The sequence below is a fragment of the uncultured Fibrella sp. genome, from assembly GCF_964250085.1.
Taxonomy (GTDB): Bacteria; Bacteroidota; Bacteroidia; order Cytophagales; family Spirosomataceae; genus Fibrella.
The window spans coordinates 101,946-115,945 of record NZ_CAXUEC010000005.1 but is presented as its reverse complement, the minus strand read 5'-3'; the positions used below and the strand labels follow the sequence as shown (position 1 = coordinate 115,945).

Annotated in this window: 12 protein-coding genes; 3 read left to right on the top strand and 9 right to left on the bottom strand. The window is 51.9% G+C overall.

Features of this window, described 5'->3' with window-relative positions; genetic code table 11:
* Positions 1 to 47 precede the first annotated feature (47 nt).
* Positions 48 to 1,736, bottom strand: a complete 1,689-nt coding sequence (locus tag ACFE8Q_RS17395) for a CTP synthase (protein ID WP_375446695.1) — start codon at positions 1,734 to 1,736, stop codon at positions 48 to 50.
* Positions 1,737 to 1,998: 262 nt separating this feature from the next.
* Between ACFE8Q_RS17395 and ACFE8Q_RS17390 the strand changes: the two genes are divergently transcribed.
* From ACFE8Q_RS17390 to ACFE8Q_RS17380, 3 genes are all read left to right on the top strand, one after another.
* Entirely contained in the window at positions 1,999 to 2,793 is a 795-nt protein-coding gene (locus tag ACFE8Q_RS17390; protein ID WP_375446694.1) for a hypothetical protein, read from the top strand.
* A 207-nt stretch (positions 2,794 to 3,000) separates the two neighbouring features.
* Entirely contained in the window at positions 3,001 to 3,585 is a 585-nt protein-coding gene (locus ACFE8Q_RS17385) for an RNA polymerase sigma factor (RefSeq protein ID WP_375446693.1), read from the top strand.
* Positions 3,582 to 4,382, top strand: a complete 801-nt coding sequence (locus ACFE8Q_RS17380) for a hypothetical protein (RefSeq protein ID WP_375446692.1) — start codon at positions 3,582 to 3,584, stop codon at positions 4,380 to 4,382. Before ACFE8Q_RS17385 ends, ACFE8Q_RS17380 begins: the two co-directional genes overlap by 4 nt.
* Positions 4,383 to 4,431: 49 nt before the next feature.
* Here the strand turns inward: ACFE8Q_RS17380 and ACFE8Q_RS17375 are convergent, their stop codons facing one another.
* The 8 genes from ACFE8Q_RS17375 to ACFE8Q_RS17340 all read right to left on the bottom strand — a co-directional run bounded on the left by ACFE8Q_RS17375 (position 4,432) and on the right by ACFE8Q_RS17340 (position 13,255).
* Positions 4,432 to 6,099, bottom strand: coding sequence for a LamG-like jellyroll fold domain-containing protein (locus tag ACFE8Q_RS17375; protein WP_375446691.1), 1,668 nt, complete (start codon positions 6,097 to 6,099; stop codon positions 4,432 to 4,434).
* Positions 6,100 to 6,138: 39 nt separating this feature from the next.
* On the bottom strand, positions 6,139 to 7,104 hold the full coding sequence (locus ACFE8Q_RS17370; protein ID WP_375446690.1) for a hypothetical protein: 966 nt from the start codon (positions 7,102 to 7,104) through the stop codon (positions 6,139 to 6,141).
* An 11-nt stretch (positions 7,105 to 7,115) separates the two neighbouring features.
* The gene (locus ACFE8Q_RS17365; protein WP_375446689.1) at positions 7,116 to 9,176 is read right to left on the bottom strand and encodes a serine/threonine-protein kinase; all 2,061 of its coding nucleotides are present in this window, start codon (positions 9,174 to 9,176) and stop codon (positions 7,116 to 7,118) included.
* A 34-nt stretch (positions 9,177 to 9,210) separates the two neighbouring features.
* The gene (locus tag ACFE8Q_RS17360; protein ID WP_375446688.1) at positions 9,211 to 9,993 is read right to left on the bottom strand and encodes a caspase domain-containing protein; all 783 of its coding nucleotides are present in this window, start codon (positions 9,991 to 9,993) and stop codon (positions 9,211 to 9,213) included.
* Positions 9,990 to 10,805 (bottom strand): PP2C family protein-serine/threonine phosphatase, encoded by an 816-nt coding sequence (locus ACFE8Q_RS17355; RefSeq protein ID WP_375446687.1) that lies wholly within the window; start codon positions 10,803 to 10,805, stop codon positions 9,990 to 9,992. Before ACFE8Q_RS17355 ends, ACFE8Q_RS17360 begins: the two co-directional genes overlap by 4 nt.
* 9 nt (positions 10,806 to 10,814) lie before the next feature.
* Positions 10,815 to 11,420, bottom strand: a complete 606-nt coding sequence (locus ACFE8Q_RS17350) for an FHA domain-containing protein (protein ID WP_375446686.1) — start codon at positions 11,418 to 11,420, stop codon at positions 10,815 to 10,817.
* Entirely contained in the window at positions 11,420 to 12,400 is a 981-nt protein-coding gene (locus ACFE8Q_RS17345; protein ID WP_375446685.1) for a hypothetical protein, read from the bottom strand. Before ACFE8Q_RS17345 ends, ACFE8Q_RS17350 begins: the two co-directional genes overlap by 1 nt.
* Before the next feature lie 99 nt (positions 12,401 to 12,499).
* Positions 12,500 to 13,255 carry an FHA domain-containing protein gene (locus ACFE8Q_RS17340; RefSeq protein ID WP_375446684.1) on the bottom strand — a complete coding sequence of 252 codons (756 nt, stop codon included), beginning with the start codon at positions 13,253 to 13,255 and terminating at the stop codon, positions 12,500 to 12,502.
* Positions 13,256 to 14,000 lie beyond the last annotated feature (745 nt).

Here is a 14,000-nt window from a genome sequence, read left to right as displayed (position 1 = left end):
AACCTTGAACAACATTTTAAGGCGCAAAATTACGCCAATACGGCCGGTTAACCAACAAGGGTTTCGCTGGTGACGGGGGCTGCGTAGGCATGTCGGTGATCGGAGAAAGCCATAGCGGCTTTCACAAATTGCACAAACAGAGGCTGCGGTGCCATGACGGTACTTTTTAATTCCGGGTGAAACTGCACACCAACAAACCAGGGATGGTTGGGCAATTCAACAATCTCGACCAGCCCCGTTTCGGGATTGGTACCAACGGCACGCATACCGCCTTTTTCGAATCGGTCGGCGTAGGCGTTATTAAATTCATACCGGTGCCGGTGCCGTTCGCTGATGACGGTTTTGCCGTAGGCCTGATAGGCCAGTGAGTCTTTTTTAATCTTACAGGCATAAGCTCCCAACCGCATTGTTCCGCCCATGTTGACCACTTTCTTCTGGTCTTCCATCATGTTGATGACCGGATGCGGCGTGTCGGGGTTCATTTCAAATGAGTGTGCATCGGCCAGGCCAAGTACGTTGCGGGCATACTCGATCACGGCGCACTGCATACCCAGGCAAATGCCAAAGAAGGGGACGCCGTTCTCGCGGGCATATTTGATGGCGTTGATCTTGCCTTCAATGCCGCGCTCGCCAAAACCAGGCGCAACCAGAATACCGTCCAGGTCACGCAGGCGGTCTTCTACCGCCGCTTCATCGGCCAGGTTTTCCGATTGAATCCAGTCGATATGCACTTTGCATTCGTTCTTCGATCCCGCATGGATAAACGATTCGGCAATTGATTTGTAGGCGTCATGTAGCTCAACGTACTTGCCAACCAGGCCAATTCGCACTTCGCTCGTCGGGTTTTTCAGCCCGTTCAGAAAGCCTTTCCACGCGTCCAGATCGGTATCCTGGTCATTATACAGGTCGAGCATATACAGGGCCCGCTGATCCAGCTTTTCCTTCTTCATCAGCAGGGGTACGTCGTAGATCGTTTCGGCATCCATCGCCTCGATCACCGAGTTGACCTGCACGTTGCAGAACAGCGCGATCTTCTTGCGAATATCCATCGGCAATGGATGTTCAGTGCGGCAAACCAGGATATCGGCCTGAACACCAGACTCCTGCAACATCTTCACGGAGTGCTGCGTGGGTTTGGTTTTCAGTTCACCGGCCGACTGCAGGTAGGGGACCAGCGTAAGGTGAATGATCAGTGTGTCGTGTTCGTCCAGTTCAAACTTAAACTGACGAACGGCCTCGATGAAGGGCAGTGACTCAATATCACCCACACAGCCGCCAATTTCGGTGATCACGATGTCGTACTCCCCGGAGTCGCCCAGGAGCCGCAGGTTACGCTTGATCTCGTCGGTAATGTGCGGAACAACCTGTACGGTTTTTCCCAGGAAATCGCCTTTCCGTTCGCGGGTGATCACGTTATTGTATATCCGCCCGGTAGTGATGTTATTGGCCTGCGAGGTCGGTGTGTTCAGAAACCGCTCGTAGTGGCCCAGGTCAAGGTCCGTTTCGGCCCCGTCGTCGGTCACGTAACATTCGCCGTGTTCATACGGATTGAGTGTGCCCGGATCGATGTTGAGGTATGGATCGAATTTCTGGATGGTGACCGAGAGGCCGCGTGCCTGTAGCAATTTGGCCAGAGAAGAGGCAATAATCCCTTTTCCCAATGATGATGTTACCCCGCCGGTAACAAATATGTATTTCGCGGAAGTCCGCGTAGAGTTGGTGCCCGTTGCCGCCATGAGGATAATCAGGTTGAAGCGTTACGGGGTATAAAGATACTACTAAGCAAGGAGGAAAAAGGAAAGCATTGCCGGAAATAATCGACGAGGCCCTGTCAATAGCTGTCGTTAGCCTGGAAAATCGCTGGGCCAATTAGCTGACAGTGATAGCGCGACGCCGTTTTTTATGGAATCGAAAAATTTTTAACAAAAGCCACTGACCTTTTCGCCGCCCCACCGATGGAGTGGTACTAACGAGAACGGCATCCGCTTCACCACAACCATGAAACATCAGTCTATTGCAAAAGCACCTGCATTACTTTTCCTATTCCTTACTTACACCATCGGCACACTGACCTCCTGCCAAGACCATCGCGAGGAGGTCGAACCGGTTCGTTTTCGGCTAAAGAAAACAGTCAGTACCAGCGCGATCAGAGGAAATACGAAAGACACCACAACAATCTTGTACACATACAACGCCAAAGGTCAGCTAGGTAGCGAAACCAGTGTTGAAACGAGTACATACGGACCCTTGCGGTATGTAAAGAATGCTACTTTCACCTATAATGCTCAAGGTCAGTTGACACAGATCAATGCAGAGTACTCTGGAAATTTTTCGGGTTTTGATCGTACTGAGTATACATACGACAGTGCCGGAAATATTATGTTGGAGACAAAACTGAGGAACTTCGATAAATCGCAGCCCAGCAATTATCAGGTCATAGATAAGACCGAATATACCTATGACGGTTCTCTCTTCCCTGCCACAGCAACAAATAGCTATGGAACAACCAGGTACACGTACCTGAATGGGAACATAAGTTCTAAAATAGTCCAAGGTTCTACACTGTTCCAGTATGATGATAAGCCTAACCCATACTATGGAGTAATTCGGGCTGACGGTATACTGTCGCGACTATTTAGCGTGAATAATCAGATTGATATTGGGATCGTTGAGCCCAGGCATGTTTTGACATACAATGCCGCAGGATTACTCGTCCGGCTGAACATAGTATACAGACCCTCTTTTCCATACAACTATGATGAACAGACCACGTATGAGTATGAGGCCTACTGATTGACCGCCCGCTGATGAGCAGTGTTCTGGAGTTCAGGTATTTTCGGTCGCCGCAGATGTGCGGGTGTCAGCCATGTGCTGTAAGAGGTAAAGGAAGGCCTGAAGCGAAGCATGAACTAGTCGATTTTGTATATGTCAACTGTGCGATGGGGGGCTTTTGTAGTTACAGACTTACCTATTATTCTTGTAGAGAATCTACCTGAATTAATGCCAAGCCGCTCGCTTCAATTTGGTACCGACCAGTCGCTTTATGAAGCACTGCTTCGCCGTGAGGACAAGGCCTACGAGTGGCTCTACTCAGACCTGTATCCGTCGTTCCGGTTTTGGATAACCACTAACAGCGGCACCGAGGCCGACGCAGAAGATGCCTTTCAGAAAGGGCTAATCAGCTTTCTGGCTAATCTTGAATCGGGTCGCTACCAGTATCAGCCCGGTACAAAGGTGACCACCGTTATTTTTGATTATTGCAAGAAGGTGTGGCTAACCGAGTTAGGATCAGCCCGCCGTCGGCATGCGGCCACAATGCCGGAGGAAATCAGGCTGGCAACAACAGATGATACATTGGACGATCTGGTCAGAACGGATACGGTGGAGGCTGTTCGGGCTGCGTTATCAGAACTGAAAGAAGGATGCCGACAGTTGATGCACTGGTTTTATGTCGACGAGCGGTCGCTTCGGGAAATAGCGCTGGAGATGAACATGAAGGAAACATCGGTGAAATCGAAGCGGTATGAATGTACAGAGCAGCTTAAACGGATATACCAGAAAATCGCCGTTCGGCGCGGATCATGACGTTATCACAGGAGCAATTTGAGCTGATCGAAGCGTATCTGGCCAATGAACTGTCGGCAGCGGACGCGCAGGCTTTTGAACAGGAAATAGCGGCGGATGCTGCGCTTCAGGCAGAGATAGAGACACAGCGGACCTTTCGGATGGGACTACACGCGCTGGCAATCGAGCAACGCCTGCAACTGGCCCGCCAACGTGTACGGCAAGCGGAGAAGGAGGTAGTCCAAGCTACACCCGATCGGTTGGAAGCGCCCGGCAAACCGTTCCCTGCGCGTAACAGAACCTTGTCGTGGGGCTATTGGGCGGCAGCGGCCAGTATCGTGCTGGGGTTGGGCATCGGTGTATACTGGTACCAGCACCAACAGCAGGCTCCTGAACTGGCCTATGCCGACACCGCTACAGCCGACCAACTGACCAAAAGCCTGCCTGCTGACATACGACCTGCTGATCGGCAGCGCATTATGAATGCTATCCGGGGTTATAAAGCAGGGCGGTACGACGAGGTTATTGAGCAATTGAAAATTCCGGCGGCAGACCAGCGAACCGGCTACTACCAGTCTTACTTTCTGGGACTTAGCTACTTGTCGGCCAACAAACCAGCGAAAGCCATCAGGCCATTGACGGAATCGCTGGGTACGTTGTCGGTACCGCTTCGGCAGAAAGCCAACTGGTTTCTGGCGTTATCCTACCTGAAGAACAAAGAAAAAGAGAAAGCCCTGCCAATTCTGGAGAAGATCCGAACAGACAAGGCTCACCCATATCACGAACTGGCAGAACGAATATATGCCAAAGTAAACTAACCGTTAGCCGCCGTTTCAGCAGTTCACCAACGAAACGGCTGACGGGTTTTTAAAGATCAGACAACGCTTTCGCCTGTGCGCTGGTCAACGCTCGCTTGTAGACTCGAACGTCGTCCATTGCTCCGTTGAAGTACTGGGGGAAATCCTTGATCTGGGCACCGAATTTCAAATCACCGCCTGCACAATTATCCATATTACTGGCGGGTAGGTCGGTCCGTTCAGAAAGAAGCGTGCCATCCAGATACATACGGGCCGTGCGGCCTTCATACGTGAAAACAATATGCCGCCACGTGTTGATGACCGGAATATTGCTCGTCACCGGGAAGGTCTGCCAACCTACACTGTAGTTGCAATTACTACCCTGTTTAATATCCGTATTGATCGTGATACCACTCCCCGAATCGGCGGGTTTGATAAGCGAACTGTACTGCTCGCCCAGATTGTCGCTAAACCGGGATTTATTATAAAGCTGCATTCGGCCGGTCAGGGCATTGGCTTTGATCCAGAAACTAATGCTCAACGCGGCGGGTCGCAGGGCCGCGCCATCGATGAAATAAAAATACTGCCCGTTGCCATTGAGTAAAATAGCCGAATTGGCCGCTCCCTTATGATCTGTGACGAAGCCAGGAGTGCCAATCGGATTAGCCGTGTTGTTATTTCCGCTCAAATCGGTGTACGACTGATTCGTAAACGGCACGTTGATGATCAGATCACTGGTAATATCTACCGTACTGAACGTACCTGTGGTGGCGCTGTAGACGGTGCTACCAGTGGCCGAGCGGGCAAACGCACGATAATAATAGGTTCTGTCGATCGACAAGCCGCTCAGGGTTGCCGGTATGCTACTCGTAAAAACGGGCGAAGGCACCGTAACAGCCGACGAATTATCGACAGTTGGTGTGTTTGTCGTTGCCGAATAAACAATACCGTATTGACTGGCCGCCGGATTTCCCTGGTTCACAACCGAGAAGCTCACCGAACCAGTTGTGCCCGATATGCTGGCTCCGTCGATCAGATTCACAATGGGGTCGGAAAGGAGTTGAAATGAGCGGACCTCGGTACTGTAACTTGGCGTTCCGGTCAGGTTTGCTTCATTCCGGGCGTAGGCCCTTACATAATACGTCACGTATGGTTCCAGGCCGCTGACTACAAATGACTGGGTCTGATTCACTGCCGCATTACCAGGGGTGGCGGCTGTCTTTGTGTTTGGATCGGTCACTACCGGACTGGTGCTGGTTTTAGAGTAGCAGAGACCATATTCGGTGAGGAGCGCTTTGCCATTGTCTGTCACCATCATACGGAGCGTTGCCGTGCTTTTGGTAATGTCGATCGGGTCCAGAACGATCACCGTAGGTGGTACTGCATCCGTCACTTTCACCGAGGTAGTCAATACCGTAGAAAAGCTACACAGGTTGCTCATGGTCGCTTTAACGGTGTAGGTTCCCTTTGCTGCGTAGGTATGGGCAACGCTCAATTCGGAGGTCGACTGCGTTTTGGCGTCACCAAAATCCCAGTCTACACGGTCTGTTGTACCGGTGGGTTGCCCAATGGTGAGCGTAGCCTGAAGCTGATTAGCCGAGCTGCCAAGCTGGCCCCCGGGCGTGATGCACACGCGCTGTGCTTTTCGGGTGGGGAGATCCCACGTCTGGCAGTTAAGCAGCAGACTGCTACCCGCAACGGCCAGGGCGAGTACGTAAATACGACGAAGATGACGCATATGAAAAATCGGTAAGGTCTTGAAAGGAGTAGATGTTACTTAGAAACGGTACCCAACGGCGAGGCCGTAACCTGTCTGTGATGGCCTGATGTGAAAGCCAATTACCTGCCGGGGCTTCGGTTTATGCACCAGTAAATACAATTCGGTTAGCGTTGCTGCCGCCGCAACGGCAACGCAGGCTGTATACAGGCCACGCTTACTCTGGGCATCTTCCGCAGATTTATAGGCCGTAGCGTACCGTTGATACTCATCGAGCGTGTTGATAATGCCATCGCCGTCCGGGTCCATTGCCAGTGCCACCGCATTGAAGGCAGTCTGTTTGGTGGTGAAATCGTTCTGTAGCGTGTAGGCATAGTAGCCCGAACCAATTGCCAGTATGCCCATCGCTATTTTCAGGCCGGTTCGTTTAGGAACGACGTACCTGACAATGGCCTTGTTTTTATCGTCTTCAATTTGCTTGATCCGGTTGTCGCTGTTTCGGATCTGTAGTTCGAGCGTGCTCTGTTTGACCCGATTGCCCTCGGCCTGGGCAAACGCCAGTCCTTTGTTATATTGCACCTTCGCTTCCGAAAACCGCTGCTGATCAAATAGTTGATTGCCCTCTGACAGGTAATAATCGGCGAGGCGACCTTTAACGAGTGGGTCGGTCGGGTTTAGCGCCAACACCTCAGTCAACCGGGCCACTACCTCATCGTTCTTTTGCTGTTGCAACGCATCGTCGGCCTGTTGCACCAGCGTCAGACACTGGGTAGCCAGCTCAATGCGCTGCTTTGCATACGGGTCATTCTCGAAACCGGGCACTTCCAGGCAGTTGCGGTACTGTCGGCGGGCTTCGTCATAACGACCCACTTTAAACGATTCGTCGCCTTTTTGGCGGTAGCGGTCATATTCGTCATCGGCTACAACAGGCGTGGGTTTATAACCAATGCTGGCCTGTGCAGGCTGTTGCGAGAGCGCAACCAGCATGAGCGACAGTCGGCATAGGTTGAGTACAGATTTTTGCATGAAAGCAAGCGTTATTGGTTGGTACAAAATTTAATTTTAGTTCTTACCTCGGCGGTATTGTCGAGCGACTGCGCCACCAGAAACCACTGTTTAGCGCCTTCGTACTCGTCATTTTCCAGGATCCGGTTGGCGCGGCCAAAGTACTGGGCGTATTTCTCATGGCCTTTCGTTGTGCTGAGGTCGTTTTTCTCGGCCAACTGGCGCGCTTCTGTAAACAGCGCAATGGCTGCCGCTTTATCGTTTTTAGCCGAAATGGCCGCCGCTCCTTTGTCAATCAACTGATCGTACTCACGTTGGGCCTCCTGTTTTGCCACCTGAGGATCCGGCAACGTCGGGGCTGGCTTCTCGGCAACAGGCAACGTACCTGTAGGCGAAACAACTGATGCCGACAACGTACCTGACGCCGAACCGGGAACAGTGGCACCGTCTGTACCCGTTGGTGAACCAGTGCCCGGGTTATGAAATTTGTATTTTTTCGATGCCTGTTGAACAAGCTGTATGGCTTTTTCCTGAGCTTCGTTCGTGCCTGTGGCGGCTGTATTCCAGAATTTCAGCAACTGTTTTGCTTCTGTTTCCGCACCCTGTGTCTTCATAAACGTTGTCAGTCGAACAACGCCGGGCGCATTGACCTGTAGCTTCCTGCCCGTTGTAAGCAGCGTTTTGCCGGTAGGAGGGGGTAAGTCTGCCAGCAACGAGTCGGAAGTGGTAGCTGGTGCCTCAGCCTGTTCAGTTGAAACAGGCGTGTTGGTAGCCGGGTAGAACCTGTAAAGCCCCAGCCCTGCAACTACGACAGCCACCGGCACCAGGTAACGCCAGGAACGGGACGTACATGACGTTGGAAAGGTTGGCGTAGCTGGTTGATCAACGGATTCCTGAACAGGTATAGCTTTCCTGTCAGGCTGTTTCCGGGTGTCTTTTACTGAAGCTGCCGGTTTTGGTGGGCTGGCTGCCGGTTTCGTGTCGAAGACATCGGTCGGTAGTTCATCAGCCACTACATTGGTCGACGGGCGGTACACATCGGTGGCTTCCTTAACGGGAACGGAGGCAGGTGGGCGGCTTTTATCAATGCAGTTTGCTAGCCCTTTAATCGCCGTTTGGTTGGCCGACGAAAACCGAAGCACCTGCTCGTAGCCTAGTCTGGCCTGCTCGTAGTCACCCTGTTGTTCGGCTCCCTGTGCCTCTGCCAGTAGCTGAGGAATGTTGTCAAGTAAATCGAGTAGCTCACTTACCTTCCGTACGCGCTGATGAATATCCCGGACCAAACAGCGTTTGATAATACGTTGGTATGGTTCGGGCACGGTCTCGATCCGGCCGGGCAACTGCACCGATACGATTTTCAGTTCAATGGCCCGGCGAATGGCCTGTTCACTACCCGACCGAAGTTCGGCCTGGAAGGGTTTTTCGCCCACCATGATCTCGTAAAGAATCACGCCGAACGCCCATAAATCGAGGTTGAAACTGACCCGGCTCCCTTCAATCTGTTCCGGTGCTTTGTAAGACGGCGTGCCGCGCCCATCGCTAAGGTCGAAATCCGAATTGTCGATTTCTTCGTTACCAACGAGTTTACTCAATCCAAAATCAGCAATTTTTGGAATTAGCTTTCCGCCGTTATCCCGCGAAATGAGAATGTTGGCAGGCTTGAAATCGCGGTGAACGATACGGTGTTGGTGCAGGTGTTGAAGGCCAAGCAGAATGCCTTTGGTGAGGTCATAAATCTGGCTTTGTGTAAGCTTTTCGTTTTTCAACAGGGCGGCCAGGTTCCCGTCTTGGTAATACTTCATCACCGCGAAGTCACTCAGGCTGGTATCTGTTTCCAGCCGGTAACAGGCGTCGTACCGGGCAATGTTGGCCTGCCGGGGAATGCCCTGCGCCAGCTTTACTTCGTCCAGCAACGACTTACCGTCGGAGCCTTTCACCTCGCTGATTTTAATGGCCACCCATTCTGTTTCAAGCTGGTCCTCAACCTTCACCACCTTCCCGTAAGAACCGCTACCCAACAACATGGATTCGTCGTTAGGCCGGATCGGGTATCGGTGTCGAAAGTCAGCAAATGAGGTAAAGTGTTTGGTCATACAGTGAGTACGATTACCAGGTGGTTGGGGTGGATTACAGGTAGGTCAACGCGAGTGTGTCGGGAAACTTTCCGTAAAATACAGGCGACTGTCTGCCCTTCGTAGCGCTTCGCACATGAGATGATACGTAGGTGTGTAATTCGCGGATGGTCACAATTCGGTTGGCATCGCGGTCGGCCAGACCCCCAAGCCCCTGCAACAGGAAATGGGTAAACATGCCTCCTTTGAGGCGTCGATCTTCGATGGCAAACTGCGTGGCCCGGCCCGCCAGTAGCAGCGCCACGTTGGTGCCTGCGGTGAACGTACCTGCCATTGATTGCATCGACTGTGAAGAGTTGCGGCGGGTCATTCCGCCCGATAAACAGGCGTCAGCGATGCAGAGCCTCGTGTGGGCTTTCGACCGGCGAAAGGCCGCTTTTATGGTCTGGTGAGTCAATACAGAGGCCGACTGACCGGGGGTTACGTCGTAGGGAATAAAACACGTAGCCAAGCCATGCCCGGAAAAATAAAGCAGTATCCGATCGGCAGACTGGGCGTTGGCGAAGATGTTCATGGCCTGTACAATAGCCGCCCGACTGGCCTGGGCGTTGGTCAGCAACCGGATGTGTGAGCTGGGTACATTCCCGCCCTTTTTACTTTTTAGAAAAGCAGCTACCTGTCGGGCGTCCTGATCCGCAAATCGCAGATCGCCAGTCCGATACGTCATTGCCTTGTAGTCTGAAATACCAACTACCACGGCATACGTTTTCCCTTGTGAGAACGCGAACTGGCTGACCAGGAGAAGTAACGCACTGATGATTCGTAGCTGTCTGCTCATAACGTCGTTGCGTTGACATATTTGCGTGGGAGTACCGCTCCGGTGCGTTCAGACAGATCGATCCGGATCAGATGGCCAGAATAATTGTCCTTCGTTCGTCCCTCGCAAAGCCCCATCAACATCTGGTATTTTGTCTGGTCAGGTACGTCGCTGGCGAGTACTTCTGTGAGCCGGTAATTGTCTACCTGCTCCAACGCTCCGTCTGAACACAGAAAGAAATAATCACCTGCCTGTACGTCCTGAATCTGTTGACTATCAGGCAATACCCGTGATGCCGCTGTGCCTCCGTTCTGGCCTGTTACTGCCCGGCTGAGGCGGTTGCGCCAGGGGTGCGTTTGCGCCTGTTCGGCCGTAATGATACCGGCTTCAACCAGGTCGTTGACCTGCTTGTGATCCTGCGTTTGAAAAACCACCTGCCCATTCCGAATCTGATAAACCCGGCTATCACCAATGTGGGCAACCAGTATGCCCTGTTCGTTGACCTGTAGTAGCGCCAGCGTGGAGCCCATCCGACTAACCAGCGGATGCTCATCCAGGTACGTTCGATAGGCCTGATAAGCCTGATCCAGCGCCGATTGCAAGTGGACCACGTTTAGCGTAGGAGCATCGAGAGCGTGGTAGTAAGCGACAATCGCCTGGCACAGGAGCCGACTGGCCTCTTCGCCTTTATCGGCTCCGCCCATGCCGTCGCACACCAGAAAAAGCCGGTCTTGTGGAGTGGCTTCGCCTGGCGCCGGGTAGATCGTATCCTGGTTGATCGTTCGCTGTCCGATGTGTGAAAAAGACAGCGGCTGGTGAATAGTTAACTGCATACGGATTGCCTATTGGGTCTGATCGGCGCTGTAGGTTAGCTCAACGCGGTACGTGTCTCGCATGACGGGGTCAATCAGTTGGTGAGAAACCCGGAGCTGATCGATACCGCCGAGGGTGATGATTCCTCCGTCGGCTACGTCGATCTGCTCGGTTTTATGCAGCAACACACCGTTCAGCCACGTCCCGTTCAAGCTGGGTTTCACGGCTTTTTCTACGGGGTCAACTACACCATCACGGATCTGATAGCGTAACGTACCCAGCCACTTGTCGAGGCTTACCGTCAGGGTGCAATGCCGACGGCTGATATAACACCGGCCTTCGTGCAGATAGCGCTCTAGCCGAATCTGGCACGACGCGTCGGTACCGATCACATTATCCCCAAGTAGTAGTGGCAGCATGACCGGAACGGGGCTATTCAGGTACGTGAGCCGACCGTGTGCAGGCAGCCCTACCGCCAGGCTTGGGTCATACTGATAGGCTTTGTTCAGCGTATTCAACGCGCTACAGCCCACGTGCGAGCAGACAATCGTTCCCCGTTCGGCATCGGCGGGCCGAACCATAATTTTACGGCCGCATTGCTGACAGGCAACTAAAGTGGTTTTGAAAATGGCCATTATTGATGCGTATCATCCATGTCGTCGACCGGAGCATTATTGACGTAGGTGTCGCCGTAGCCGTTTTCTTCGTACGACTCGCTGGTTGAACTGTCTGGCCCTTCATCGTCAGAATCGTCGTCGGCAGCAGTGTCGTCGTCGGCTGTCTCTTCCTCACTAACAGGCGCATCGGAGTAATCGGCCATGATCGCCGCTACGGCTTCTTTCGACATGGCATCTTCCAGCTCTGCACTGAAATCATCATTTGTCAGCCTGATTGGCTGGTCCAGTCTGGCGGCCAGTACGTAGTCATCCTTCAAGGCCTCATAGACATACATGGTATCGAGACCCTGATCGCCCGAAGCATCCGCCACTGTGTAGGTATACCCATCTTCGCCCTCAATGACAAGCATATCAATTACCCCGTCATTGTCTTGGTCGATGCCCATGACCCGGCGGTCGCCAAGGTGCCCTTCAATAATGGTTGGATCAACGGCCTGCGTAGACATGGGGGCAACTGCTGCGTCGGTATGCCGGGTCACCGGCTGCTGAACCGCAATGGGCAGGCCGACATCGAGTACATGCTCGGCGTATTCCTGGCGTTGCTGGAGCGATAAACCGGCCCATTCTTCTTTCAGGAACGTGTTGTAAGCCTGATTACGCCACATAAAAACACCACCCAGCCCGACCTCGTCACGGGCCGTAGAAAAAGCGTTTCCGAATGACATACCGTCGTTGACCCTGGTTGCGACGTCGGCATTTGGCGGGACTACTGCAACGGGCGGTTCATTGCCAGCATGGTCATCAGGCTGCGGCTGTGGTTCGTCGGCATCTTTGGGCATGAAGGCCAGCGCTGCGCCACCACCCAGTAACAGAGCCGCCGCAGAAACGCCAAGGCGTTTTTTTAAGTTGGCAGGAAGATTAGGTCTGACCGATGAAGCGGTGTTGCCAACAGGAAAAGTATCGGTTGGGAGGTCTGATGAGGCAGAGTTTTGTGCCATGATTTTTTGAGCAAATAAGGTGGTTAGAGCAGACGATCTGGCTCAGTATTTCCTGAATAGGAGCAGAGTCGAAAAGGAAAGGGGGATAAAGAAAAAAGATCAGGAAACCCAGATTGCTTTACACTGCCTGCAGGTTTTCTGGCGGGCCAGCAATTCCCATTCACGAGTGCCGAACGGATCACGGCAGGCGGGATTAGGGCAGCGATAGCGTTCGCGGTATTCTTTGTCGATGACCTCCAGTTTCTCATCGACAGAAAGCAGCGTGGAGCAAAGTGTTGGAATCAGTACGCTCAGACCGGCACTGGAGAGCAGAGGCAGGATAGCCAGCGCCGTACCGCCAGACCCCAGGGCAGCCCCCACGCCCACCATTGACGACAGGATGACACTACCGGTACGAATCATCTTCTCCCGATCCCGGCAATTCTTTCTAAGCTTGGGGTACTGCTCAAAGACAGTCTGCAACTGCAAAAAATCGTCCGAGAAATCGAGGGTCTTTTTGGCTGGACTGGCAACGCCGGGAGTTGGCGGAGCAGGTTTAAGTAGGAGTAACGTACCTACAGTGTACTCACTATCAGCGAAAAGGAGCTGGTCGTCAGCACTGATAATTTTGCGGGTTATCCTGGTTCCATTGACAAACGTACCGTTCTTGCTCCCCAGGTCTTCCAGAAGGTAGACGTGATCGGAGCAGCAGATCAGTGTAGCGTGTTGCCCGCTTACCCTGTTGTTTGGAATTGATATTGTGTTTCCCGCTGAGCGGCCAATAGAGTAACAAGGCAGTTTTCCAAGATGCTCTATAAGTGAATCGACAGATATAGTCTCATTTGGAGGGGTCTGGTGCGTCAGAGTAGGTTGCATATCACCTGCAACTTACAAAAAGAGACTTAGTATATTCATGGAAAATGTATAAAACGGTCGGCAGATGTTTACATCTATCAAGTTGCTTGCCGACCTACACTGACTTTGTCGTTGGTCTGTTGTTGTCGAAGAGCCTCGCGTCAGCAATTTTTGAAGCTAAAAATGAATTCTACAATTTTATGAGAAAGCCCTGTCTTCGCTGGTAAGCCCCTATAAGTAGTATCAACTACGATAGGGGCCGCTCTTTCATAAATCGTGCCAAATAGAATAGGCGCACTAGTTGAGTAGTTTTTAAGTTTTCAATCAAGCTGATAGTGTAAATTTTATAGATTCATCTGTGGATAATCAATTATTTATTGATCATCTCGCAATGAATAAGACGGCTATAAAGTCAATTTAGGTAGCATATATTATAAAATAAGTATATCTAAGTAGCTTACATTTTTGTAAAAAAAGATTGATGTTGAGCATACATGTAATGGGGTTAGTAGTTGTTGATTGTAACTATAAATATAGAGTAAAAAGACTTATATTTTATATGGCATTGTTTTAGTTAATCGGGGTACTCAGGAAACTTATTTAAGTATTTATGGTCCCCGCATACCCCCCACCACATACCTATTCGTCATATACTCGCAATTCCAGTTGTGTCCCGGAACCAAGCACTCTGCTTAGGCATACCACCTGGTTTACTAACACAGTTGGCAGAGGAGTACGTCTGCTGCTACTTATTGTTGGGCTATCT